We start from the raw sequence: 24,012 nt of genomic DNA, 5'->3' as shown, positions 1-24,012 counted from the left end.
CCGCTGTGAACCCATCCCTGGGCGCTGCGGCGGCGACGTCCTGTCGCCGACGCTTTCGAAAACGAATACCCGGCACTTTGCCTTCTCATGACCCATGGACTTCGTTAGTGGACCAGGAAAGTTCTTACGAAGTGAATTGGGTTCGAAAGAAGGTGGAGTGCTGGGTGCGGCTTTTCAGGAGCGTCGCTAACAGGATGTTTGCGCCGCAGCGCCCAGGGATGGGTTCACAGCGGTCCTGAAAAGCCGCACCCAGTGATCCACCGCCACCGGGCCAGCTTCAGAGCACCATTCTGCGGGCTTAACTTTTTTTCGTAGGCCGTTGCCAACCACTGATATTGCGCTGCTTCCCACGGGCTACAGCCAGTTCGTCAGCACTCACTTCGTGGGTGATGGTTGAGCCAGCACCAATGGTCGCGCCGGCGCCGATTTCTACCGGGGCAACCAGCGCAGAGTTGGAGCCAATAAAGGCGCCGTCGCCGATTACGGTTTTGGACTTGTTCACGCCATCGTAGTTACAGGTGATTGTGCCGGCGCCAATGTTCACGCCTTCGCCCACTTCCGCATCTCCGATATAGGAGAGGTGGTTTACCTTGCTGCCAAGGCCGATCCTGGCCTTTTTGGTTTCGACGAAGTTGCCCACCTTTGCACCATTAGCCAGCTCAGTGCCCGGGCGCAGGCGTGCAAAGGGGCCGATGGTGCAGGTTTCGCCGACGATGGCGTCTTCGATAATGGAGTTGGCTTCTACCACTGTGCCCGCGGCCAGCTGGCAGTTTTTCAGCAGACAATTCGGGCCGATCTGCACGTTGTCGCCGAGGGATACTTCGCCGTCGAAAATACAGTTGATATCGATGGAGACGTCAGCGCCGCAGGTGAGATTGCCACGCACATCAATACGAGCGGGATCCAGCAGGGTGACGCCGGCAGTCATCAGCGCATTGGCAGTGTCCGCCTGCAGCGCGCGCTCCAGTTCCGCCTGTTGGGCGCGGCTGTTGACGCCGGCCACCTCAAAGGGATCGTCGGCGATCACGCCGGTAATGGCGATGTTCTCGCTGACCGAGCGCGCGATCACATCGGTAAGGTAGTACTCACCCTGGGCATTGTCGTTCGAGAGCTCCGGCAGCCACTGGGCCAGCAAATTGCCCGGTGCGGCGAGGATGCCGGTATTGATCTCGCGGATGGTGCGGATGGCGTTGTCGGCGTCCTTTTCTTCCACAATCGCCTGAACCGCGTTGAGCGAGTCGCGCACGATGCGGCCGTAGCCCTTGGGATCATCCATCACTACCGACAGCAGGGCGGGGCCATTTTCCGATGCCTGTAGCAGATCCTGCAGGGTTGCGGTTTTTACCAGAGGGACGTCGCCGTAAAGCACCAGCACCGTGGCGCCTTCGCGGAAATTCGGTATGGCCTGGGCCACCGCGTGGCCGGTGCCCAGCTGTTCGGTCTGCTCCACAAACTGCACGCCGCTGTCGGCAAATCGCTCACGCACCAGCTCGGCACCGTGGCCGATCACCACGGTAATCGATACATCCCCCAAACCTTTCGCGGCGTTGATCACCCGCCCCAGCATGGGCACTCCACCGATGGGATGCAGTACTTTGGGTAGATCGGAGCGCATGCGGGTGCCTTTGCCGGCGGCGAGGATAACGACATCGATGGTCATGAGATTACCTGAAGGAGTGACAGTTCTTTTGATCGGGCCCGGATTGTCCCGAGTTGCACAGCTTATCGCAACCCGGCACAGGCACTCGGCCGGTCGCCAATCGGCTCAATGGCTATTGCGAATGGAGCTGTACTTGACCCGTCCAACAAATACCGAACCGCCGATGATATTGCCGGCGGTTGCGATGGCGAGAAACTGGAGTACATCAAGCATTCCAATAACCACCAGCATGAAACCCACGGGATAGCTCATTGCTGCCAACAGATACATCAGCTGATGAGATATACCGGCGTGAAGGTGGCTGTAGAACGCCGCGATGAGAAACACACTGAAGCCAATCTCCATGCCCGCTCCGATTGAAGAGAGCAACAGTGACCGGTTATTGCGGTTATATTCCTGCAGGCTCTCGTCCATTTGCTCCGAGAGAATCTGGCGATCACTCTTGGGACGGTCGCGGTGCTTGTAATGACTCATTGGGGGTTCCGAATTGTCTGTGTGCGCCGTTGCAGCCCCCATATAACCCAGTTTAGTCAGCGCAATTCCAGGTCAGGACCCGCGCCAAACCCCTGTATTACTGCGAATATCACCTGGAGGTTTACAGGCGATAATCCTGCGACTGCTGGATATCCCGAGTTTTCTCCCATTCGACGCAGTTTTATTGCCAAGCGGCAATATTTCGGTAATTTGGCAGGTAGTTTTTTATTCGGCGCCGCTCTACCCGGGCGCGACCGACCTCAACGCCCGCAACCCCAATTACCCAGGGAGCCCAGATGATAAAAACCAGAATGCGCAAGCTCGCGCGCCTGATCGGCGGCGCCAGCCTCGCCATGTCCCTGCCGCTGGTAGCGGTGGCGGAAGAAGCCAAAAAAGAAGTAGACAAATGGGATGTGAACAAGCCGCCGTTCGAGTTCAAGGCCATCTCCCTGGATACCCGCGAGACCACCTGGAGCAACCTGGATATCAGCCCCGACGGCGAGACCATCGTCTTCGATATGCTGGGCGACATCTATGAAATGTCGGTAAATGGCGGCGAAGCCACTGCGATCACCAGCGAAATCGCATGGAACATCCAGCCGCGCTTCAGCCCCGACGGCAAGTCCATCGTGTTTGTCAGCGACCGCGACGGTGCTGACAATATCTGGATCATGGACCGCAACGGCGAGAATCTGCGCCAACTGACCACCGAGAAAGAAAACCTGGTACACGCCCCCAACTTCAGCCCGGATGGCCAGCACTTGGTGGCGCGCAAGGGCTTTATGAGTGGCCGCAGTATCCCCGCCGGGGAAATCTGGATGTACCACTACGGCGGTGGTGAAGGTCGCCAGATCAAGGCGCGCATCGGCGGCGATATCGCGCAGAAGAATATCTCCGACGCGGTTTTCTCCCCGGATGGCCGCTACATCTATTACGCCATCGACACCACCCCGGGCACGGTCTGGGAGTACAACAAGAACTCCACCCAGCAAATCTTCGCCATCAACCGCTATGATCTGCAGGACGGCAAGGAAGAAACCTTTGTCTCCGGCCCCGGCGGTTCCATCGCCCCGGTACCGTCACCGGATGGTGAAAAGCTGGCGTTTATCCGCCGCCAGGACGACCAGACCTCCATGTTTGTGAAAGACCTGAACAGCGGCCTGGAAAAACCCATCTATACCGGCCTCGAACGGGATCTGCAGGAGACGTTTGGCTCCCACGGCAACTACGTGCACTACGACTGGATGCCGGACGGTAAATCCCTGATCGTGTGGAGTGGCGGCAGGTTCCTGCGCATCAACGCCGATGGCAGCAGCCTCGAGCGGGGCGCCCGCGAGATAGTCGCGCATATCAAGACCGAGAAGAAAGTGGCCGATGCGGTACGCTTCCCGGTGGATGTAGCCCCGGAACAGTTCGACGTGAAGATGATCCGCTGGGCGCAGAAGTCTCCGGACGGCAAGCAGATCGCCTTCCAGGCCCTGGGCAAAATCTACGTTCAGGACGTGAACAGCGGTGAACGTCGCCGACTGACCCGCCAGGATGAGCACTTCGAGTTCTACCCGAGCTGGTCCCGGGACGGCAAGCAGATCACCTACGTGACCTGGGACGATGAGAAACTCGGGCAGGTGCGCGTGGTATCCGCACGCAGTGGTCGCGGCAAGACCATCACCGATGAACCCGGCCTGTATGTGGAGCCGAGCTTCTCCCCGGATGGCGAAACCGTAGCCTTCCGCCGCTTTACCGGCGGCTACCTGCTGAGCCCGGAATACTCCCTTGAGCCCGGCATATACCTGGCGGACGCCGACGGCGACTGGCAGCGCCGCATCAGTAAATCCGGCTACGAGCCGCACTTCGGCGCCGATGGCGACCGTATCTACTTCTCCGAGTATGTCTACGGCGATGGCGGCAAGCGCGTGTTCAAGAGCGTCGATGTCAACGGCAAGGACGAGCGCGAGCACTTGCACGGCGCCGAGATCACCTCCTTCCGCCTGTCCCCGGACGGCCGCTGGGTCGCCTTCACTCAGGACTTCAAGGCCTTTGCCGCACCGTTTATGCACACCGGCAAATCCGAGTCCATCGGTCCCAACGCCACCGCCGTAAAAGTCACCCAGGTGTCCAAGCGCGCCGGTGAAAACCTGCACTGGTCCGGCGACAGCGAGACCCTGGGCTGGGCCCACGGACCGAAGCTCTATGAGCGCGAACTGAAAGACGCGTTTGATTTTGTCGCCGGCGCCCCGGAGCAATTGCCGGAGCCGGTGAGCGAAGGTATCGATCTCAGCTTCAAGCAGCCGTTCTTCAACAGCGACAAACTGGTGGCGCTGACCGGCGGTACCGTGGTGACCATGCGCGATGCGGAGTCCGCCCAGGAAGTGATCGAAAACGGTGTGGTGCTGTTCCGCGGTAATCGCATCGTGGCAGTGGGTGCGCAGAGTGAGGTGGAAATCCCCACCGGTACCCAGCGTATCGATGTCACCGGCAAGACCGTTCTGCCAGGGCTGGTGGATGCCCACGCCCACGGTGCCCAGGGCCGCGAGGAGATCATTCCGCAGCAGAACTGGAACCTGTATTCCAGCCTGGCGTTCGGTGTGACCACCATTCACGACCCGTCCAACGACAGCAGCGAGATCTTCTCTGCTGCGGAAATGCAGAAGGCCGGCATCATCAATGGCCCGCGTATTTTCTCCACCGGCACCATTCTGTACGGCGCCAAGGGCCCCGGCTACAAGGCCAAGATCAACAGCCTGGAGGACGCCGAGTTCCACGTGAGCCGCCTGAAGGAAATGGGTGCGATTTCCGTGAAGAGCTACAACCAGCCGAGAAGGGAGCAGCGCCAGCAGGTACTGGAAGCGGGCCGCAAGCACGGCATCATGGTGGTGCCGGAAGGCGGCGGTAAGTACCAGCACAACATGAACATGATTGTGGATGGCCACACCGGTGTGGAGCACTCCCTGCCCATCGCCAATATCTATTCCGACGTGGAACAGATGTGGAGCCAGACCAGCGTGGGTTATACCCCTACGTTTGTGGTGGCTTACGGCGGCCTCTCCGGTGAGTACTACTGGTACGACCGCACCGAGGTGTGGAAGAACGAGCGCCTGACCAGCTTTACTCCGGACTTTATCGTCAACCCGCGTTCCATCCGCCGCCCCACCGCGCCGGATCACCACTACAACCACGTGGACGTAGCCAATCACGCAAAACAGCTGCGTGACAAAGGCGTCACCGTGCACATTGGCGCCCACGGCCAGCGCGAAGGTCTCGGCGCCCACTGGGAAATGTGGATGATGGCACAGGGCGGTTTCACCCCGTGGGAAGCCTTCCGCGCCGGCACCATCGATGGCGCCCGCTACCTGGGTATGGATAAGGACATCGGCAGCCTGGAAGCGGGCAAACTGGCGGACATCATTGTGGTGGACGGCAATCCGCTGGAGGACCTGCGCCTGTCCGAGAAGGTGAAATACACCGTGATCAACGGCAAGGTGTTCGACGCCGCCACCATGAACGAGGTGGAAGGCGACGAGCGACTGGCGTTCTTCCACGAGCGTTTGCCGGTGAGCGCCATGCCCACACCGACCGCGGAAGCGATTCAGGAGAAGCAGGAACGGCACCACTGGGTGCACTGATTGTTCGGATCGGTTTATCCAACAAAAAGCCCGCCGTGAAAACGGCGGGCTTTTTTATTTTCGCTCCTCTTTATTTTCGTCGCTCGAGCAGCGCTTCTGCACGTGCGCGAAGATCTTCAGAGTGACTCCAGGCCACAACCCGCTCCAGGTATTCCCGGGCCAAAGCGTCCTTTTCAAGATGCGCAAGGTAAAACCCCAGTGTGGCGTTCAGGTTCAGGTGACTGGGTTCCTGGTGATAGGCGCTCAGCATGATCTGCAAGGCATCTTCGCTTTCACCTTTGAGTTGGTATGCGGTCCACAGGGTGCGATAGCCGGGCAAATAATTGGGACCCATCTGCACGGCGATTTTTCCGTACTTCACCGCCGACTCATAAAAGTCCTCATCCCATTCGCGGGTCAGCGTCAATGCCTGCAAGCGCAGCAAATAGAATTGCGCGAGATTGGCGGCGGTGAGGTGGCTGATCTGGCCGTGCTCGCCAATTTCCTCCACCACTTTTTCACCGAGTTTGTAGTTCTTTTTTTCCGCTTCAATCACCGCCATGGCGGTCAGGTTTTCCGACCAGCCCAGGCCCTGTTGCTCGCTGCGCTTCAGATACTCCAAGGCGAGCTGTGGTTTGTCGAAATCCATGGCCTCGGCGGCAAGCAGAAACAGCTGCTCGTTTTCGGTCAGTTCGCGGCGCGGGATGGAGTAGGTGTACTCGGGGATCTCCAGTTGGTAGCGCTGAATATCATCACGCATATAGGCGAGCATTTCCCGTCCAATCACTTCGATAGATTTCCCGAAATGTTCTTCGAAGATTGCAAAAGGATTTTCACCTGCGGCCACCGCCTTGAGGTAGCTCGTAGTAGCGGCCCGGTAGTCTGGGTGGCCAGCGGTGTGGCCTAACTGTAAATAGTGAGTAAGCAGCCAGGCGCTGGCGTAGTAGTTGTTCCAGTAGCGGCTATTGTCTTCGCCATTTTGCGCAGCAAGCGGAGGAGGGGCCAGGAGCTGCTCGATGGTCAGGGGATCATTTTCTGCCCAGGCGCTCAATCGCCACTCCGGCAGCCCCCCGACCAGTACGGTTTTTTTATGCAGTTCCGCACTGGCCAGCAGCTCGGCGAATCCTTCGGAGTACCAGCGCGGGTAGGTCATGCCACTGCGCTCGCGCATCAGATGGTGGACGTATTCGTGGAAGATCAATCCGGAGCCGGAAATGCCATGGCCGCCGTCGCGGGAAAAGATAATCGGTCCCTCCCAGGTTTCCCGGTAGAGACCGGCGATCTTGCGATCCCCGGTAAACCGCTCGAACTCGCCGGAGTCGCGGAAGTGGAACACCCGTAATTTCTGGTTTTCCGGTGTTTCTTCCTGGCCGGTAAATGACAGGGCGGTACGGCGAAAACGCTCCAGATCTCGCATCAGTTCATAGACGCGACGCTCGGGCACATCGGAATACACGGTAAAATTTTCAGACTGGTATTCGTACCAAGCCCCTGCACTGGCGCCCACACTGACAAGCAGGGTCAGGGCGCCAAACAGTCGAAGCAGAGTGCGCAATCGCCAGTGTCCGTACATTTCGTTATCCCTGATCCACCATATCTTCGATCCAGGTGCGCAGACGACGGGCTTCTATTTCACCGGCCTCAATGGCCTCGGTCGCGCGGGAAAATTCCATGCCCCCCACTTCACCCACCTTGGGCATTACCAGTACGTCCGGAGGTGAACCCATCATACGGGTGCGCTTATGGCGTCGCTCGAGAATCGCCATGGCCTGGTGCATGGTGTCGAACATACCTGGCGGTGCGATTTTCGGGCGCTTGCGCAGCTCTCGAAACTGGGTCAGCTGCTCTTTACCCTGTTCCAGTAGTCTCGCCAGTCCGTTGGATGGGTTGCTCTGCTCAGCCTCCGCGAGTGCCTTATCCTCATCATCACCAGCCTCCGGATGAGACATTTCTGCGCGCTCCTGCTGCAGAGAGGGCATGTCTTCCACCGTGGATTTCTCACTCACGATGCTCGCCACCTCCCGGTGCTCCCGATTCAGCAGCGGGGCGCCATCTTCCATCACATCTATGGCGATTACGCGAGTGGCGCCCATGGCGCGGCAAACGTCGACTGGCACCGGGTTGACCACCGCACCGTCCACCAGCCAGCGGCCAGACAGTGCCTTTGGTGATAGCAGCCCTGGTATGGAACAGGAGGCACTGACCGCGTCCTGAAGGTTACCCTGCTGTAACCAGATTTCCTGACCACTGTGTAAATCGGTGGCGACAGCGGTGAAGGGAACCGGCAAATCTTCGATGTTGTCGAAATCGAATCCCTCGAAGAAGGTGCGGAATGGTTTGATACCACCAATCACACCGCCGCTCAGGGTCCAGTTGATATCCAGCAGGGAGAACACCTTCCAGTTATCCAATTGGCGTACCCACTCTTCCAGCTTGTCGAGTTTGCCGGCGGCAAAGGCGGCCCCAACAAAAGCGCCCATAGAGGTACCGGCAATCACATCAGGGCGAATGCCCATTTCGCCCAGCACCTTGAGTACGCCAATATGTGCAAAACCTTTGGCCGCTCCGCTGCCGAGCGCCAATCCGATAACGGGTTGTGGGGCATTCACGAATTCGATTTCCTGTTTCTGATGGGTCGAGATGTCCTAAGCAAAACACACGGGCACAAAAAAAGCAGCCGAAGCTGCTTTTTTTGATTGCCTGTAATATACAGGCTCCTACAGAAAGTAGGTTACTTGCCAGCGGCGCGGCGAATCGCCTGCATGGTGCGCAGACGAGCTTCGGCTTCGGCAAGTTGCGCGGAGATACGGGCATAGTCGATATCCGCCGGGGCGCTGCGCAGGGCGTGTTCCGCCTCTTCGCGGGCCTTTTTGGCTGCATCTTCGTCGATTTCGCGCTCGGCGAGATCGGCGAGGATGGTCACCATGTTCGGCTGGATTTCGGCATAGCCGCCGCTCAGGAACAGCACCTCTTCATCACCATTGTCTTTGATGATGCGAACCGGGCCGGGCTTGAGGGCGGTGAGCAGCTGTGCGTGACCGTAGGAGATACCGAGTTCCCCTTCGACGCCGCTGACAATCACCATCTTCACCAGACCCGAGAAGAGGGATTCCTCTGCGCTAACGATGTCGCAATGTACTGTCATAGCCATAAGGCTACCTCAATCTCATTTGTTTGCCTTGTGGCATCGCACAAAATCTACTGTACGCCTGCCTGATGGCGTCCGGCGGTGCTCGGCTGCTCATGTATTTATATACACTCCGCTGCCTGCGCTCCGGCGGCCACCGCCAGCCAGCCGCTCGCTACGATTTTGAGCGAGCCATGATCCCCAGACACCTGGGGATCTACGTGCGTGCCTTACTTCTTGTTGGCTTTCTCGACGGCTTCGTCGATGGTGCCGACCATGTAGAAGGCCTGCTCCGGCAGGTGGTCGTAATCGCCGTTCAGGATGCCCTGGAAGCCACGGATGGTTTCTTTCAGGGAAACGTATTTGCCCGGCGCACCGGTAAATACTTCCGCAACGTGGAACGGCTGAGACAGGTAACGCTCGATCTTACGCGCGCGGGCTACGATCTGCTTGTCTTCTTCAGACAGCTCGTCCATACCCAGAATCGCGATGATGTCCTTCAGCTCTTTGTAGCGCTGCAGTACAGACTGTACGCCACGGGCGACAGAGTAGTGCTCCTCACCAATCACCTGCGGATCCAGCTGACGGGAAGTGGAGTCGAGCGGGTCAACGGCCGGGTAGATACCCTTGGCGGCGATGTCACGGCTCAGTACTACGGTGGAGTCCAAGTGGGCGAAGGTGGTCGCCGGAGACGGGTCGGTCAAGTCATCCGCCGGTACGTATACCGCCTGGATGGAGGTGATGGAGCCGGTCTTGGTGGAGGTAATACGCTCCTGCAGAACACCCATCTCTTCCGCCAGGGTCGGCTGGTAACCTACCGCAGACGGCATACGGCCGAGCAGTGCGGATACTTCGGTACCGGCCAGGGTGTAACGGTAGATGTTGTCCACGAACAACAGTACGTCACGACCTTCGTCACGGAATTTCTCGGCCATGGTCAGGCCGGTCAGGGCTACACGCAGACGGTTACCGGGCGGCTCATTCATCTGGCCGTAAACCATCGCTACCTTGGACTTGGAAAACTCTTCGACGTTAACAACGCCGGCTTCCTGCATCTCGTGGTAGAAGTCGTTACCTTCACGAGTACGCTCACCAACACCCGCGAACACAGACAGTCCGCTGTGCTCGGTGGCGATGTTGTTGATGAGTTCCATCATGTTTACGGTTTTACCTACACCGGCACCGCCGAACAGGCCAACCTTACCACCCTTGGCGAACGGACATACCAGGTCGATTACCTTGATGCCGGTCTCCAGCAGTTCCGTGGAGCTGGACTGCTCTTCGTAGGTGGGTGCCGCGCGGTGGATAGAGGAGCGCTCTTTCTCACCGATCGGACCACATTCGTCAATTGGGTTGCCCAGTACGTCCATGATGCGGCCCAGGGTCTCGGTACCTACCGGTACGGAAACTGGAGCGCCGGTGTTCTTTACCGGCAGACCGCGGGAGATACCCTCGGAAGAACCCATGGCGATAGCACGTACAATGCCGTCGCCCAGCTGCTGCTGCACTTCCATGGTGAGGTCTTTACCCTCAACCACGAGTGCATCGTATACATTCGGTACGGCGTCGCGCGGGAATTCCACGTCGATGACCGCGCCGATAACTTGCACAATTTGCCCGTTACTCATTTCCCGATCCTCAAAGTTCAAATCTTTCTGCGGTGCTCTGATTACTCGAATCAGACCGCCGCGGCGCCGCCAACAATCTCAGACAGCTCTTGGGTAATCGCTGCCTGGCGCGCCTTGTTGTAAACCAGCTGCAGTGCGTCGATCAGCTCACCGGCGTTATCGGTGGCGCTCTTCATCGCAATCATACGTGCCGCTTGTTCACAGGCCTTGTTTTCAACCACCGCCTGATACACCTGGGATTCGATGTAACGGGTCAGCAGACCGTCGAGAAGCTCGACCGGCTCTGGCTCGTACAGATAGTCCCATTCGTGCTGCAGTTGCTCGTCTTCGTCTTTTTTCAACGGAAGCAGCTGCTCAACCTGCGGCTTCTGGGTCATGGTGTTCACGAATTCGTTGGACACCAGGAAAAGACGGTCGATTTCGCCATCGGCGAACTTGTCGAGCATCACCTTGACGGAGCCGATCAGCTGCTTGGCCTGAGGCTGGTCGCCCAGGTCGCGCACTGCGGCTACGACGTTGCCGCCGATGTTGTTGAAAAAGCTGGCCGCCTTGTTGCCGACTGCACAGATATCCACGCCCACACCCTGCTTATCCCAGGAGTGCATGTCGCGGATCGCTGCCTTGAACACGTTGATGTTCAAGCCACCGCAGAGACCGCGATCGGTAGATACCAGGATGTAGCCCACACGCTTCACTTCGCGTTCCTGCATGTAGGTGTGCTGGTATTCCGCGTTGGCGTTGGCCACGTGGCCAATCACCGCGCGAATGCGGCTTGCGTAAGGGCGCCCCAGTGCCATGCGATCCTGAGCCTTACGCATCTTGCTCGCCGCAACCATTTCCATGGCCGAGGTGATTTTCTGCGTGCTCTTGATGCTGGCAATTTTTGTGCGTACTTCTTTTCCGCCTGCCATAGTCAGTTACCTTTTTGCCGGAAGTTAACCTGCAGGAACAAATCGTCAGACCTGCTCCTGCACATGGGTACTTACCAGCTACCGGTAGCGACGAACTTCTCGATCGCGGCCTTGAAGGCGTTGTCGATTTCGTCGTTGTAGTTACCGGTGCTGTTTACCTGTTGCATCAGCTCTGCGTGTTCGCTGTTCATGTAAGCGAGCAGGGCGGATTCGAAGTCCAGCACTTTGTTAACTTCTACGTCGTTCAGGTAACCCTTGTCCGCGGCGTAAACGGAAACAGCCATGTCCGCGATAGACAGCGGGGAGTACTGCTTCTGCTTCATCAGCTCGGTTACGCGCTCACCGTGGTCCAGCTGGGCTTTGGTGGCTTCGTCCAGGTCAGAGGCGAACTGGGAGAAGGCCGCGAGCTCGCGGTACTGGGCCAGGGCGGTACGGATACCACCGGACAGCTTCTTGATGATCTTGGTCTGGGCGGAACCACCAACGCGGGATACGGAGATACCCGGGTTGATCGCTGGACGTACACCGGAGTTGAACAGGTCGGTTTCCAGGAAGATCTGACCATCGGTAATGGAGATTACGTTGGTCGGTACGAATGCGGAAACGTCACCCGCCTGGGTCTCAATGATCGGCAGTGCGGTCAGGGAGCCGGTTTTGCCTTTCACTTCACCGTTGGTGAACTTCTCTACGTACTCGGCGTTTACACGCGCGGCGCGCTCCAGCAGACGGGAGTGCAGGTAGAAAACGTCACCCGGGTAGGCTTCACGGCCCGGAGGACGCTTCAGCAGCAGGGAGATCTGACGGTAGGCCCAAGCCTGCTTGGTCAGGTCATCGTAAATGATCAGGGCGTCTTCACCGCGGTCGCGGAAGTACTCGCCCATGGTGCAGCCTACGTACGGCGCCAGGAACTGCATCGCTGCCGGGTCGGCAGCACCGGCGGCAACCACGATGGTGTGGTCCATTGCGCCGTGCTCTTCCAGTTTGCGTACCACGTTGGCAATAGAGGATTGCTTCTGGCCTACGGCAACGTAGATACACTTAATGCCGGTACCTTTCTGGTTGATGATCGCATCGATCGCAACCGCAGTCTTACCGATCTGGCGGTCGCCGATGATCAGCTCACGCTGGCCACGACCGATCGGAATCATGGTGTCGACCGCTTTCAGACCGGTCTGTACCGGCTGGTCAACGGACTGACGGGCAATTACGCCGGGGGCTACTTTCTCAACTGCGTCGGTCAGCTTGTTGTTCAGCGGACCTTTACCGTCGATTGGGTTACCCAGTGCGTCTACCACGCGACCCAGCAGCTCTGGTCCAACCGGGGCTTCCAGGATGCGGCCGGTACAACGGCACTTCTGGCCTTCGGCCAGGGATTTGTAGTCACCGAGAACGATGGCACCAACGGAGTCGCGCTCCAGGTTCAGTGCCATACCGGTAACGCCGCCTTCGAACTCGATCATCTCACCGTACATCACGTCGGCGAGGCCGTGGATGCGGATGATACCGTCGGATACGGAAACAATGGTGCCCTCATTCTGGGCTTCGGTGCTCACATCGAGATTGTCGATGCGGCTCTTGATAATTTCACTGATCTCAGAGGGATTCAGTTGCTGCATGCTCTGTTCCTCGAATTCCCCTCAACCGCGTGCGGAAGAGGGGACGATAATTTAGGAGTTCATCGCCTCGGCGAGTTTGGCCAGTCGACCGCGCACGGTGCCATCAATAACCGTGTCGCCAGCGCGAATGATCGCGCCGCCCAGCAGGGTTTCGTCCACCGCGCTGTGCAGGTGCACCTCGCGGGAGAACTTCTTGCTGAGAGCCTGGGTGAGGCGTTGGGACTGTTCGTCGCTGAGCGGGCGGGCAGAAATGACTTCCACTTCGAGGGTGGCTTCTGCCTGGGCCTTCAGGTCTTCGAACAGTTCGGAAATTTCCGGCAACAGCGGCAAGCGGTGGTTTTCCGCCAGCAATCTGATGAAATTCTGTTGCGGCCCATCAAAATCGCCACAAACAGTCAGAAATTTATCCGCACGCACCTCACTGGTCAGCTGCGGGTTATCCAGCAGCTCGCCAATTTTTTCGTTCTGGCTGACCACCGCTGCGGTTGCCAACGCCTGACTCCAACCGGAAAGGTCGGAGGCCTGCTGGGCGTGGGCAAAAGCCGCTTTTGCGTAGGGCCGGGCCAGTGTGCTGAGTTCCGCCATGGGTTCCTCGCTTACAGCTCGGCTGCCAGTTTCTCGATCATGTCATCGTGCGCTTTGGCATCGATATTGACCGAGAGAATTTTCTCGGCGCCGGCAACAGACAGGGCAGCAATACGCGAGCGAAGCTGTTCTTTCGCACGGTTTACTTCCTGTTCGATTTCCGCCTGGGCGGCAGCTTTCAGGCGATCGCCTTCACTGCGCGCGGCCTCTTTGGCTTCGTCAACGATCTGATTGGCGCGCTTGTTGGCGCCATCGATGATTTCCGCAGCCTGGGCTTTGGCTTCTTTCAGTTGCTCGACAGCTTTGCGTTGAGCCAGCTCAAGATCTTTCTCCGCACGCTCGGCTTCTTGCAGACCGGTCGCAATTTTTTGCTCGCGCTCTTGCATAACACCCAGCAGGGCCGGCCAGACAAACTTCCAGCAGAACCATACGAAGGCGAGAAAGGTGATCGACTGGCCGATCAGAGTCAGGTTGATATTCACACCGACACCTCTTGCTCTTTCAAAAATGGGTTAAAGGGCAATTGGAACGGGGAATTAACCAGCCAGACCAGGAGCTACCGCGAAAATCAGGTACATAGCGATACCAACACCGATCATCGGAACGGCGTCGAGCAGACCAGCCATCAGGAACATTTTGCCCTGCAGAGCCGGAGCCTGTTCAGGCTGACGTGCAGAACCTTCCAGCAGTTTTCCACCCAGGGTGCCGAAACCGATAGCAGTACCCAGTGCGCCCAGACCGATCAGCAGTGCAGCAGCTACGTAAACCAGACCTAATGCTTCCATTGTTTTCTCCAAAAGTAAGTTAAGAGTTGTTGAAGTTGAAAGTGAGTGAAGAAAGTCAGTAAACCGACAGAAATCGTTGCCCCCGGCCAGGCCGGGGGCGGCGCGACCTTAGTGGTCGTGCGCGTGTTCATCTTCCCGGTCGTGCGCCATGGCCATGTACACGGTGGTCAACACCATGAATACGAAGGCTTGCAGGGTAATTACCAGGATATGGAAAATGGCCCAGCCCATCTGCAGCAGACCGGCGCCGATAAAGCCCAGAACACCAACGCCAAAGACGATGGCGATCAGGATAAAGATCATCTCACCTGCGTAGAGGTTACCGAACAGACGCAGGCCGAGAGACACGGGCTTGGCGATCAGGGAAACCGCTTCCAGCAGGAAGTTGAACGGGATCAGGAAAATATCGATGTACCACTTGCCGGAATGGAAGGGGTGCAGGGTCAGTTCTTTGACGAAGCCCACCAGGCCCTTTTCTTTCACGCTGAAGAAAATCATCAGCGCGAACACCGCCAGCGCCATACCGAGGGTGGCATTCAGGTCGGTGGTGGGAACGACTTTGAAGTACACGTGATGGGGATCAGCACCGGTCAGCGCGGACACGCCCTGGGCGTACGCCATCGGCAGCCAGTCCACCGGAACCAGGTCCATCAGGTTCATCAGGAACACCCACACGAAGATGGTCAGCGCCATCGGGGCGACCATGCTGTTGCGGTGGGGGAAGGTGTCTTTAACGGTCTTGTCGATGAAGTCGACAATCACTTCCACAAAGCTCTGGAAACCGGTGGGAACGCCGGCAGTGGCTTTCTTCGCGGCGCGCGCGAACAGGAAGCAGAAGATCATTCCGAGACCAATGGACCAACCGAGGGTGTCCAGGTGCACGGCCCAAAAGCCCATATCGGCGGCTTCCTGACTGCTGTGCGCAATGGTCCAAGTGGATTCGGAGAGTACGGTTCCATCGGCACGGGTGTAACCCGCGGGAAGTTTACCGTAAGCCAGATTTTGCAGGTGGTGCTGGATATAACCCGTCGCGGTTTGTTCGGCAGCCATAGTTCCTCAACACGTTTTAAGATAAAAAATCTGTTTCGCGGAACCTCTCGTCTGCGCGGCCGTCTATTTTCCGGCTCACTCAATCAGCGCAGATCCAATCGGAGGCTCCCCGGCCCCTGCTACTTCGTTGCATGCAGTCGGGCCACGAGAATCCAGTGCAAAATCACGCACAAGCCGTAGCTGATAAACAGCGCCGCGGGGTTCAGCGTTTTGACGCTGGCAAATACCACCGCAAACCCCACTAGGGTCATTACGAACTTGCCGGTTTCGGCGCGGTAGAAACTTCCTACCGCGCGCTGGCTCGCGCGGGCACCGCGAACCTTGCCGCGATTCGGCCCCAAAAGCTCAAAGGCGCGCAGGCCAAAATACAGATTGGGCAGCGCACACAGGACGCCGCCGAGCAGGGCGGAGAGGGCAACCACGCGCCCGATCGCAAATTCGAGACTCAGCGCAGCGAGCAAAATCACTGCCAGCTGGATCAGCGAAATCTTTACTACCGGGGGATTACGCATAGGCGGGAGCAGTCCGGCCAGAATTAATTCTCCGCCCAAATTTTGGGCGTGCGAATTATGTCTGAACCCGCCTGCCGGTTCAACTGGCAAATCTAGTCAGTTGGTATGGCGTTCGCGTTCTTTCGCCACAGGATAGGGCGATAGTGAGCACTCACTTTCACCTCGCAATTACCCCTGCCAGATATAAAAAATGCGCCAAAACGTCGCACTGTTTTGGCGCATTTTTTACAGAAACGTTGCAATAGTAACGTTTCCAGCGGGGTGTGTTATTTCGGAGGTCAGTCTTCACTGTACCCCATATGCGCGAGAATACCGTCCAGCTCATCGAGACTGGAGTATTTCAGCACCAGCTTTCCGGCGCCCTTTTCTCCGTGATCGATAGCGACCGGCACGCCAATTTTTTCCGCGAGACGCTCTGTGAGACGACGAATATTCGGGTCGACTTCCGGTTTTTTCGGCTTCGGCTTGCCCGCCTGTTCCTGGATACTGCGCACCAACGCTTCCGTCTGGCGCACGGTGAGGCCGCGATCCACCACCTGGCGGGCGGCGGATTTCTGGCTTTCGCCGGCAAGGCCGAGCAGGGCCTTGGCGTGGCCGGTCTCGATATCACCGCGCTCTAGGAAGGTACGCACTTCCTCGGTCAGGCTCAGCAGGCGCAGCAGGTTGGTGACTGCGGTGCGGGACTTGCCCACCGCTTCCGCCACCTGCTGCTGGGTGAGTTCGAACTCATCCTGCAGGCGCTTAAGGGCAATGGCTTCTTCCACCGGGTTCAGGTCTTCCCGCTGGATATTCTCGATCAGCGCCATGGCGATGGCGGCTTCGTCGGACACCTCGCGGATCAGCGCGGGGACCTTGTCGAGCTCCGCAATCTGTGCCGCACGCCAACGGCGCTCACCGGCGATGATCTCGTACTTGCGCTCGCCGATAGGACGCACCACGATGGGCTGCATAATGCCCTGGGCGCGGATGGAGTCGGCGAGTTCTTGCAGCGATTCCTGCGGGAAGTCGCGGCGCGGCTGGTAGCGGCCGCGCTGCAGGTATTCGATAGGCAGCTCCTTGAGCTCGCCGTCGACGCGCTCGACAATATCGCCGTTGCGCTCACCGGTGGCCACGGCAATGGCTTCACTGGCGTTATTGCTGATCAGGTGGGAAAGTCCTTTCCCGAGGCCCTTGCGTTTGCCGGCCATAAGTCTATTACCTCAGTCTTAAACCGCTTCCGCTACCGGGCGAGGTCCGCTGCTTTGATTGCTGTTGTTCTGTTTGGCCGCACTGTCGCGACGGGTGATCTCGCCGGCGAGTGCGAGATAGGCAATGGCGCCCTTGGAGCTGCGATCGTAATCCAGTGCAGGCTTGCCGAAGCTGGGAGCCTCCGCCAGGCGCACGTTGCGCGGGATACAGGTGCGATACAGACGCTCGCCAAAGTACTCGTTCAACTGCTCCGACACATCGCCGGTGAGGCTGTTGCGCGGGTCGTACATGGTGCGCAGTATGCCTTCGATTTTTAAGCTTGGGTTGGCCGCCTGCTGCACCTGGGTAATGGTGTCGATCAGGGAGGACAGTCCCTCCAGCGCGTAGTACTCGCACTGCATAGGAATCAGCACGCCGCCGGCAGCACACAGGGCGTTCACCGTAAGCATGTTCAGAGACGGCGGGCAGTCGATAATGATGTAGTCGTAATCGTCGGCGATCTGTTCCAGGGCCTGGCGCAGGCGCGACTCGCGCCCGTCCATTTCCAGCAGCTCGACTTCTGCGGCAGACAGATCGATGTTGGCCGGCATCAGGTCGTAACCGCTGTCGGTGGGCACTATCGCCTTGCGCGGCGGCAGCAGGCTGGCGAGCACGTCGTAACTGGAGAGTTGCAGCTCGCTCTTGTCCACGCCGCTGCCCATGGTGGCGTTGCCCTGGGGATCCAGGTCGATCAGCAGCACCCGTCGCTTGTTGGCGACGAGGGACGCAGACAGGTTGACGCAGGTGGTGGTTTTACCGACTCCGCCTTTCTGGTTGGCTACCGCAAAAATCTTGCTCAAGGTTCTGATCCTGTTGTTCCCGGTGGCGCAGTTCCTCTGGCGGTCCGGGCTCGCCGCTAGGCCGGTGTCACCGGAAGATGCGGCAGCAAAAGCACACCCGCGAACATCGGCCCGGTGTGCTGTTATCGAATTCGTATATTGTCGTCGATCCCGGTGAGGGGAAGGATGGCCTGAGGCTCAATCCTCACGCTGGAGGACGATCAGATGGCGCTCGGCGTCGCACCCGGGTACACGCAATGGGTGCAGCTGTTCGACCTTAATGCCTTTTGGCAATGCACTCAACTCATCTTCCGGGATCTTGCCCTTCATCGCATAGAATCGGCCGCCGGGTGCGAGTAAGTGCTCACTGCCAGACACCATATCCTGCAGCGACGCAAACGCCCTCGAAACTACACCGGCGTACAGGTTCTGCGGCTCATAGGCCTCCACCCGCTGGTTCACCACGTTGATATTGGCGAGCTTGAGCTGACTGGCCACCTGGAACTGAAAGCGGGATTTCTTGCCGTTACTGTCCAGCAGGCTGATGGGGCGCTCGGGGTGGATGATCGCCAGGGGAATCCCCGGCAGGCCGCCGCCGGAGCCCACATCGATCAGCGGGGACTGATCCTCGGCACTGGTGCCGCACAGGTTCACCACGCTCAGGCTGTCGACGATGTGACGCTCGAGCATTTCTGCCGGATCGCGCACTGCGGACAGGTTGTACGCGGCGTTCCAGCGGGCGAACAGATCGAGATAGGCGAGCAGCTTGTCCTGCTGCGCATCGGTCAGATCCAGATCGAGCTGCGCGGCCGCCTGCTGCAGCCGGGTGCGAAACTGTTCCATGGCCTCAAACCGCCTTTTTGCGGTTCAGAAGACCACGTTTTTTCAGCTGGATCAGCAGCAGGGATACCGCCGCAGGTGTGACACCGGGCACGCGGCCGGCGCGGGCCAGGGTGTCCGGGCGCGCATCACTCAGTTTCTGGATCACCTCGTTGGAGAGGCCGGAAACGCCGGCGTAATCGAAATCCACCGGCAGCGGGGTGTCCTCGTAGGCCTGCAGGCGCTCGATTTCATCGCGCTGGCGGTCGATGTAGCCGGCGTACTTGACTGAGATCTCGACCTGTTCGGCCACCTGATCGTTGGTGACTGGCTCGCCTTTGAGACTGGCCACATCCGCGTATTCGAGTTCGGGGCGCTTGAGTAGATCCAGCAGGCTGTATTCCCGCGCCAGTGGCTGCGGCAGCTTCTGTTCCACGTTCTTGGCGGCGTCGGATCCCGGCTGGATCCAAGTATCTCTGAGACGCTGCTGCTCCAGGGCGATAGCCTCGCGCTTTTCACAAAAAGCCTGCCAGCGCACATCGTCCACCAATCCCAGCTCGCGGCCCTTCTCGGTCAGACGCAGGTCGGCATTGTCTTCCCGCAGCAGCAGGCGGTATTCCGCACGGCTGGTGAACATGCGGTACGGCTCTTTGGTGCCGCTGGTGATCAGGTCGTCCACCAATACGCCAAGGTAAGCTTCGTCGCGGCGCGGGCTCCAGGCGTCTTTGTCCTGGGCCTGCAGGGCCGCATTGGCGCCCGCCAGCAGTCCCTGGGCAGCGGCTTCTTCGTACCCGGTAGTGCCATTGATCTGGCCGGCAAAATACAGTCCACCGATAAATTTGGTTTCCAGCGACGGCAGCAGATCCCGCGGATCGAAAAAGTCGTATTCGATGGCGTAGCCCGGGCGGGTGATATGCGCGTTCTCGAAGCCCTTGATGGAGCGAACCAGGTTCATCTGCACGTCGAACGGCAGGCTGGTGGAGATGCCGTTGGGGTAGAGCTCGTTGGTGGTCAGGCCCTCGGGCTCGATAAAGATCTGGTGGCTGTTCTTGTCCGCAAAGCGGTGCACCTTGTCCTCGATGGACGGACAGTAGCGCGGGCCAATGCCCTCGATCACCCCGGAATACATGGGCGAGCGATCCAGGCCGCCGTGAATGATCTCGTGGGTGCGTTCGTTGGTATGGGTAATCCAGCAGCACACCTGATGCGGGTGCTGTTCGCGAGTGCCGAGGTAGGACATCACCGGAAGCGGCTCGTCGCCCCACTGCTCCTCCAGCCCGGAGAAGTCTACGGAGCGGGCATCGATGCGCGGCGGGGTACCGGTCTTCAGGCGCTCTACCCGGAATGGCAGCGAGCGCAGGCGCTCGGCTAGGGCGATGGAGGGCGGATCCCCGGCGCGGCCACCGGAATGGTTGTCGAGGCCGATATGAATGCGCCCGCCGAGGAAGGTACCCGCGGTGATCACCACGGTTTTGCCGAGGAAGCGCAGCCCCGCGTTGGTGACTACCCCGCAAACGCGGTCATTTTCGACAATCAAATCGTCCGCGGCCTGCTGGAAGATATCCAGATTGGGCTGGTTCTCGAGAATATTGCGAATCGCCGCCTTGTACAGGGCGCGGTCGGCCTGGGCGCGTGTGGCGCGCACCGCCGGGCCCTTGCGTGCGTTCAGCACACGAAACTGGATACCGCCGAGATCCGTTGCGGTGGCCATGGCACCGCCGAGGGCGTCAACCTCTTTCACCAGGTGACTTTTACCGATACCGCCAATGGCTGGGTTGCAGCTCATCTGCCCCAGGGTCTCGATGTTGTGCGTCAACAGCAGTGTGCGGCTCCCCATGCGCGCCGCCGCCAGGCACGCCTCGGTGCCAGCATGTCCGCCGCCAATCACGATCACATCATATTGGGTGGGGTAGTCCATAGGGTCCAGCTCTGAGGCCAGCGCGTGCTATTGGCGCCACTGGCTTGGTTGGACCGGCAAACGCTCGGTTTGGCCGGTAAACGATGAGTCACTAAAAATTTGGCCGCACATTATAGGCCTGTTGAGCTGTGCAAAAAAGCGGCATTTGGAAATTTCGTTTTCCGTGTTCTTTTCTATACATAATTAAAGTTATACATATCTCATGTATATGTACGTGATTATGTTTAATGTAATTATAGGGGGCGGCAGTTTTATGTATTTCTCCAAAAAAGTCTTTAAAAACAAAAGGTTAGGTCTAGGATAAGCAGGGGGGAAACCCTTGCTTGCGAGGGGGGACAAGCATGGTAGGCGGATGTGGATGAACGGGATAACTTCCGCCCTTACGCGGCCATTCGCAGTTTGTCCCCGGATTCGTACCGGCTTAGGCACCCACTCACCCATCTACTTGTCCACAGATCGATTTTTAGTACGCTCATATATTGAGTTTGTGCATAAGTCTGTGGTTTTTCGGGATAAATAGCTGTGTGGGAAGCTTGGATAGGTGGTCGATCTGGATAACCTTGTGGATTTTTGTGGGCAACTCTTGTGGTTTGAATGGGGGAGACCTGTGTTGGAGAATGCGCTCCCCTCTATTCGGCCATTGTTCTCGGGCCAAAATTAAGTGGTGCAGGAAATTCGAACCTCTTTTCGTAAAGCTCACCCATTCCTGTTTATTGCGGGGCTGGTGCTCATGGCGGCCTGTCTTCGCGCGCCGGTAACCGGGGTCGGGCCCCTTGTCGGTACGCTTCAATCCGATCTCGGTCTGGAAGCTTCCACCGCAGGCCTACTGACTACCCTGCCGTTGCTGATGTTCAGCGCGGGTTCATTGTTCGCAGCCTCCCTCGCGCGACGCTGGGGACTTACGGTGACCATTTTTATTGCACTAGTCGGCATTTTTGCCGGCATATTGTTGCGTTCAATGGGTTCCACATCGACGCTGTTTGCCGGAACCGCGGTGATTGGGGCGGGGATTGCCCTGGGTAACGTATTGTTGCCGAGCCTAGTAAAAGCGGATTTTCCCGAGAGTGTGGCGCAGGCCACCAGTGTCAGCGGCGTGTCCATGGGGACCGCAGGGGCGCTGGTGTCGGTATGTGTGGTCCCGCTGGCTTTATGGCTGGGCTGGCAGGGTGGCCTGGTTGCCGTAGCGTTGCTGCCGCTATTGGCGATTGTGGTCTGGGCCGTGCGTGTGCGGCGAGTGGGGTGGGGCTCTGGAGCGGCCGCCGCGGCACAGAGTTCTCCAATGATCGGGCGTGCCTCGAAACCCTTGTGGCGATCCTCCATTGCCTGGCAGATCACACTGTTTCTCGGGTTCAACTCGGTGATGTTTTATTCCATGGCGAGCTGGCTGCCGGCGATTCTGACCGATGCCGGTTTCTCAGCGGTGGTTGCCGGCTCGCTGCACGGCGAGATGCAGTTGGCATCAGCGCTCCCCGGCCTGTTTCTCGGGCCGGTGATCGCCCGTTTCGGTGACCAGCGGCTGATGGCTGTGGGGATGGCATTGCTGATGACGGTTGCGCTTTTCGGCCTGCTCTATCAGCCTGGAGTGGCGGTGCTGTGGGTGGCGCTGTTTGGGTTTGGTTCCAGCGGCTGTTTCCTGCTGGCGATTATGTTCATGGCGTTTCGCACCCATAGTGCCGGGCAGGCGGCAAGCCTATCGGGTATGGCGCAGTTTCTCGGTTATCTGGTGGCGGCCTGCGGCCCGACTCTGAGTGGAGCCATGAAAGAACAGTGGCAAAGCTGGCAGGCGCCGCTGGTGGTGGGGGTCTGCCTGACGCTGGTGATGGCGATCTGTGGTGCGCTGGCCGGGCGCAACCGAAAAATCCAGTAGGAAGGCCTCTCACCTGGCCGTTATTTACCGATACAGAAACTGCCGAAGATCTTGCCCAGAAGCTCGTCGGCGGTCATGGCTCCGGTTATCTCGCCTAATGCCTGTTGCGCCTGGCGCAAATCTTCGGCCAGGAGTTCACCGGCTCCCGTGTCACTCAGCTGTGCCTGTCCCTCTACTATGTACGCGCGTGCTCTTGCCAGAGCATCCAGGTGACGGCGTCTGGCACTGAAGGTACCTTCATTACCCGCTTGATAGCCCATGCATTGCTTCAGGTGTTGCTGCAGTTCCTCGATACCCGCACCAGTGCGAGCGCTGATGGCGATGACAGGCACGCCATCGCTGTGTGCCTGTAGACCCGCGGTGTAGTCGGTAAGGTCGATTTTATTCAGTACCAGAGTGAGCTTTTCCGGGTCCGGTAGTTGCCCGGTGAATGCCGGCCAGACTTTTTCCGGGTCCAGCTGGTGTACTTCCGCTGCATCCACCACCAGCAGTACACGGTCCGCGCGGCGGATTTCGTCCCAGGCGCGCTGCATACCGATCTGTTCCACCTGATCCGGGGACTCGCGCAAGCCGGCGGTGTCGGCGATGTGCAGGGGCATGCCGTTAATATGAATATGCTCCCGCAGAACATCCCGGGTAGTTCCGGCGATGTCCGTTACGATTGCCGTGTCTTTTCCCGCCAGCGCATTGAGTAGACTGGACTTGCCGGCGTTCGGTTTTCCGGCAATTGCCACCTGCATGCCCTCCCGCATGATGGTGCCCTGGCGCGCCTGGGCCTCCACCCGGTCGAGCTGTGCGAGCAGTGCCTCCACATCCGCCGCAACCTTGCCGTCGGCGAGAAAATCGATTTCTTCTTCTGGAAAATCGATCGATGCTTCTACATAGATACGCAAATGGGTTAGTTTAGTGGCTAATTCTTCGATTTTTTCGGAGAAAACGCCCTGCAGTGAACGCAGGGCATTCTGTGCGGCCTGGGCGCTGCCGGCGTCAATCAGGTCTGCGATGGCCTCGGCTTGCGCCAAATCCATCTTGTCATTCAGGAAAGCGCGCTCGGAAAACTCTCCGGGGCGCGCCTGCCGCGCGCCGAGCTCCAGCAGTGCAGACATCAGCGTATCCAGAATCACCGGCCCGCCGTGTCCCTGCAGTTCCACCACATCTTCACCGGTAAACGAGTTGGGGCCGGGGAAGTACAGCGCCAACCCTTGATCCAGCAGCAGCTCCCGGTGGGTGAAATCACAGTAGTGGGCGAAGCGCGGTTTGAAGGGGCGGTTGCTCAGCTGTTCACCGATCTCTTTTGCCCTGGGGCCGGAAAGGCGAATCACGCCGATACCACCGCGGCCCGGTGGGGTGGCGACAGCGGCAATGGTGTCTTTGCTGAGGCTTTGCTGGGACATACTTTTGAGTCTATCCGGGTTTCAATTGTTCTGGTGCAAATGTACGAAGGGCCGCTCA

At 58.7% G+C, this 24,012-nt stretch carries 20 protein-coding genes; 2 read left to right on the top strand and 18 right to left on the bottom strand.

What is annotated here, in order from left to right:
• Positions 1 to 298: 298 nt before the first annotated feature.
• Positions 299 to 1,660 carry a bifunctional UDP-N-acetylglucosamine diphosphorylase/glucosamine-1-phosphate N-acetyltransferase GlmU gene (gene glmU / locus AU11_RS13765; protein ID WP_043319875.1) on the bottom strand — a complete coding sequence of 454 codons (1,362 nt, stop codon included), beginning with the start codon at positions 1,658 to 1,660 and terminating at the stop codon, positions 299 to 301.
• A gap of 105 nt (positions 1,661 to 1,765) precedes the next feature.
• Complete coding sequence (locus AU11_RS13760; RefSeq protein WP_051687256.1) at positions 1,766 to 2,134, bottom strand: formate/nitrite transporter family protein; 369 nt, start codon at positions 2,132 to 2,134, stop codon at positions 1,766 to 1,768.
• Positions 2,135 to 2,430: 296 nt separating this feature from the next.
• On the opposite strand from AU11_RS13760, the gene AU11_RS13755 reads away from it, so the two are divergent.
• A complete protein-coding gene (locus AU11_RS13755; RefSeq protein WP_043319874.1) occupies positions 2,431 to 5,757 on the top strand; it encodes an amidohydrolase family protein in 3,327 nt (1,108 codons plus the stop codon).
• A 70-nt stretch (positions 5,758 to 5,827) separates the two neighbouring features.
• Here the strand turns inward: AU11_RS13755 and AU11_RS13750 are convergent, their stop codons facing one another.
• From AU11_RS13750 to mnmG, 15 genes are all read right to left on the bottom strand, one after another.
• Complete coding sequence (locus AU11_RS13750; protein WP_043319873.1) at positions 5,828 to 7,309, bottom strand: lipopolysaccharide assembly protein LapB; 1,482 nt, start codon at positions 7,307 to 7,309, stop codon at positions 5,828 to 5,830.
• 4 nt (positions 7,310 to 7,313) lie between these two features.
• Positions 7,314 to 8,345: a patatin-like phospholipase family protein gene (locus AU11_RS13745; RefSeq protein WP_043319872.1), complete on the bottom strand. Its 1,032-nt coding sequence runs from the start codon at positions 8,343 to 8,345 to the stop codon at positions 7,314 to 7,316.
• Positions 8,346 to 8,467: 122 nt separating this feature from the next.
• Complete coding sequence (locus AU11_RS13740) at positions 8,468 to 8,887, bottom strand: F0F1 ATP synthase subunit epsilon (RefSeq protein ID WP_043319871.1); 420 nt, start codon at positions 8,885 to 8,887, stop codon at positions 8,468 to 8,470.
• 206 nt (positions 8,888 to 9,093) lie between these two features.
• Complete coding sequence (gene atpD, locus AU11_RS13735) at positions 9,094 to 10,491, bottom strand: F0F1 ATP synthase subunit beta (protein ID WP_043320548.1); 1,398 nt, start codon at positions 10,489 to 10,491, stop codon at positions 9,094 to 9,096.
• Between the two features lie 50 nt (positions 10,492 to 10,541).
• Positions 10,542 to 11,402 (bottom strand): F0F1 ATP synthase subunit gamma, encoded by an 861-nt coding sequence (gene atpG / locus AU11_RS13730; RefSeq protein WP_043319870.1) that lies wholly within the window; start codon positions 11,400 to 11,402, stop codon positions 10,542 to 10,544.
• Positions 11,403 to 11,473: 71 nt separating this feature from the next.
• Positions 11,474 to 13,018 (bottom strand): F0F1 ATP synthase subunit alpha, encoded by a 1,545-nt coding sequence (atpA, locus tag AU11_RS13725; RefSeq protein ID WP_043319869.1) that lies wholly within the window; start codon positions 13,016 to 13,018, stop codon positions 11,474 to 11,476.
• A 51-nt stretch (positions 13,019 to 13,069) separates the two neighbouring features.
• Positions 13,070 to 13,603 (bottom strand): F0F1 ATP synthase subunit delta, encoded by a 534-nt coding sequence (locus AU11_RS13720; protein ID WP_043319868.1) that lies wholly within the window; start codon positions 13,601 to 13,603, stop codon positions 13,070 to 13,072.
• An 11-nt stretch (positions 13,604 to 13,614) separates the two neighbouring features.
• Positions 13,615 to 14,085, bottom strand: coding sequence for a F0F1 ATP synthase subunit B (locus tag AU11_RS13715; protein ID WP_043319867.1), 471 nt, complete (start codon positions 14,083 to 14,085; stop codon positions 13,615 to 13,617).
• Between the two features lie 54 nt (positions 14,086 to 14,139).
• On the bottom strand, positions 14,140 to 14,388 hold the full coding sequence (atpE, locus tag AU11_RS13710; protein ID WP_010131056.1) for a F0F1 ATP synthase subunit C: 249 nt from the start codon (positions 14,386 to 14,388) through the stop codon (positions 14,140 to 14,142).
• Positions 14,389 to 14,496: 108 nt separating this feature from the next.
• Entirely contained in the window at positions 14,497 to 15,438 is a 942-nt protein-coding gene (gene atpB / locus AU11_RS13705) for a F0F1 ATP synthase subunit A (protein WP_043319866.1), read from the bottom strand.
• Between the two features lie 119 nt (positions 15,439 to 15,557).
• Positions 15,558 to 15,950: an ATP synthase subunit I gene (locus AU11_RS13700; protein WP_043319865.1), complete on the bottom strand. Its 393-nt coding sequence runs from the start codon at positions 15,948 to 15,950 to the stop codon at positions 15,558 to 15,560.
• Positions 15,951 to 16,228: 278 nt separating this feature from the next.
• Entirely contained in the window at positions 16,229 to 17,137 is a 909-nt protein-coding gene (locus tag AU11_RS13695) for a ParB/RepB/Spo0J family partition protein (protein WP_043319864.1), read from the bottom strand.
• A gap of 18 nt (positions 17,138 to 17,155) precedes the next feature.
• Positions 17,156 to 17,977 carry a ParA family protein gene (locus AU11_RS13690; protein WP_043319863.1) on the bottom strand — a complete coding sequence of 274 codons (822 nt, stop codon included), beginning with the start codon at positions 17,975 to 17,977 and terminating at the stop codon, positions 17,156 to 17,158.
• Between the two features lie 177 nt (positions 17,978 to 18,154).
• Positions 18,155 to 18,799, bottom strand: coding sequence for a 16S rRNA (guanine(527)-N(7))-methyltransferase RsmG (rsmG, locus tag AU11_RS13685; protein WP_043319862.1), 645 nt, complete (start codon positions 18,797 to 18,799; stop codon positions 18,155 to 18,157).
• 4 nt (positions 18,800 to 18,803) lie between these two features.
• Complete coding sequence (gene mnmG, locus AU11_RS13680) at positions 18,804 to 20,693, bottom strand: tRNA uridine-5-carboxymethylaminomethyl(34) synthesis enzyme MnmG (protein WP_043319861.1); 1,890 nt, start codon at positions 20,691 to 20,693, stop codon at positions 18,804 to 18,806.
• A 730-nt stretch (positions 20,694 to 21,423) separates the two neighbouring features.
• Between mnmG and AU11_RS13675 the strand changes: the two genes are divergently transcribed.
• Positions 21,424 to 22,560, top strand: a complete 1,137-nt coding sequence (locus AU11_RS13675) for an MFS transporter (RefSeq protein ID WP_081848190.1) — start codon at positions 21,424 to 21,426, stop codon at positions 22,558 to 22,560.
• 20 nt (positions 22,561 to 22,580) lie between these two features.
• Here the strand turns inward: AU11_RS13675 and mnmE are convergent, their stop codons facing one another.
• Positions 22,581 to 23,954 (bottom strand): tRNA uridine-5-carboxymethylaminomethyl(34) synthesis GTPase MnmE, encoded by a 1,374-nt coding sequence (mnmE, locus tag AU11_RS13670; protein ID WP_043319860.1) that lies wholly within the window; start codon positions 23,952 to 23,954, stop codon positions 22,581 to 22,583.
• Between the last annotated feature and the right edge of the window lie 58 nt (positions 23,955 to 24,012).

This window comes from Microbulbifer sp. HZ11 (assembly GCF_000708675.1).
Taxonomy (GTDB): domain Bacteria; phylum Pseudomonadota; class Gammaproteobacteria; order Pseudomonadales; family Cellvibrionaceae; genus Microbulbifer.
The sequence above is the reverse complement of the archived record's forward strand: the minus strand, read 5'-3'. Positions and strand labels throughout refer to the sequence as shown.

Coding starts and splice junctions, on each gene's coding strand:
- glmU (WP_043319875.1), bottom strand. CDS start 1,660: ATGACCATCGATGTCGTTATCCTCGCCGCCGGCAAAGGCACCCGCATG.
- AU11_RS13760 (WP_051687256.1), bottom strand. CDS start 2,134: ATGAGTCATTACAAGCACCGCGACCGTCCCAAGAGTGATCGCCAGATT.
- AU11_RS13755 (WP_043319874.1), top strand. CDS start 2,431: ATGATAAAAACCAGAATGCGCAAGCTCGCGCGCCTGATCGGCGGCGCC.
- AU11_RS13750 (WP_043319873.1), bottom strand. CDS start 7,309: ATGTACGGACACTGGCGATTGCGCACTCTGCTTCGACTGTTTGGCGCC.
- AU11_RS13740 (WP_043319871.1), bottom strand. CDS start 8,887: ATGGCTATGACAGTACATTGCGACATCGTTAGCGCAGAGGAATCCCTC.
- atpD (WP_043320548.1), bottom strand. CDS start 10,491: ATGAGTAACGGGCAAATTGTGCAAGTTATCGGCGCGGTCATCGACGTG.
- atpG (WP_043319870.1), bottom strand. CDS start 11,402: ATGGCAGGCGGAAAAGAAGTACGCACAAAAATTGCCAGCATCAAGAGC.
- atpA (WP_043319869.1), bottom strand. CDS start 13,018: ATGCAGCAACTGAATCCCTCTGAGATCAGTGAAATTATCAAGAGCCGC.
- AU11_RS13720 (WP_043319868.1), bottom strand. CDS start 13,603: ATGGCGGAACTCAGCACACTGGCCCGGCCCTACGCAAAAGCGGCTTTT.
- atpE (WP_010131056.1), bottom strand. CDS start 14,388: ATGGAAGCATTAGGTCTGGTTTACGTAGCTGCTGCACTGCTGATCGGT.
- atpB (WP_043319866.1), bottom strand. CDS start 15,438: ATGGCTGCCGAACAAACCGCGACGGGTTATATCCAGCACCACCTGCAA.
- AU11_RS13700 (WP_043319865.1), bottom strand. CDS start 15,950: ATGCGTAATCCCCCGGTAGTAAAGATTTCGCTGATCCAGCTGGCAGTG.
- AU11_RS13695 (WP_043319864.1), bottom strand. CDS start 17,137: ATGGCCGGCAAACGCAAGGGCCTCGGGAAAGGACTTTCCCACCTGATC.
- rsmG (WP_043319862.1), bottom strand. CDS start 18,799: ATGGAACAGTTTCGCACCCGGCTGCAGCAGGCGGCCGCGCAGCTCGAT.
- mnmG (WP_043319861.1), bottom strand. CDS start 20,693: ATGGACTACCCCACCCAATATGATGTGATCGTGATTGGCGGCGGACAT.
- AU11_RS13675 (WP_081848190.1), top strand. CDS start 21,424: ATGGCGGCCTGTCTTCGCGCGCCGGTAACCGGGGTCGGGCCCCTTGTC.
- mnmE (WP_043319860.1), bottom strand. CDS start 23,954: ATGTCCCAGCAAAGCCTCAGCAAAGACACCATTGCCGCTGTCGCCACC.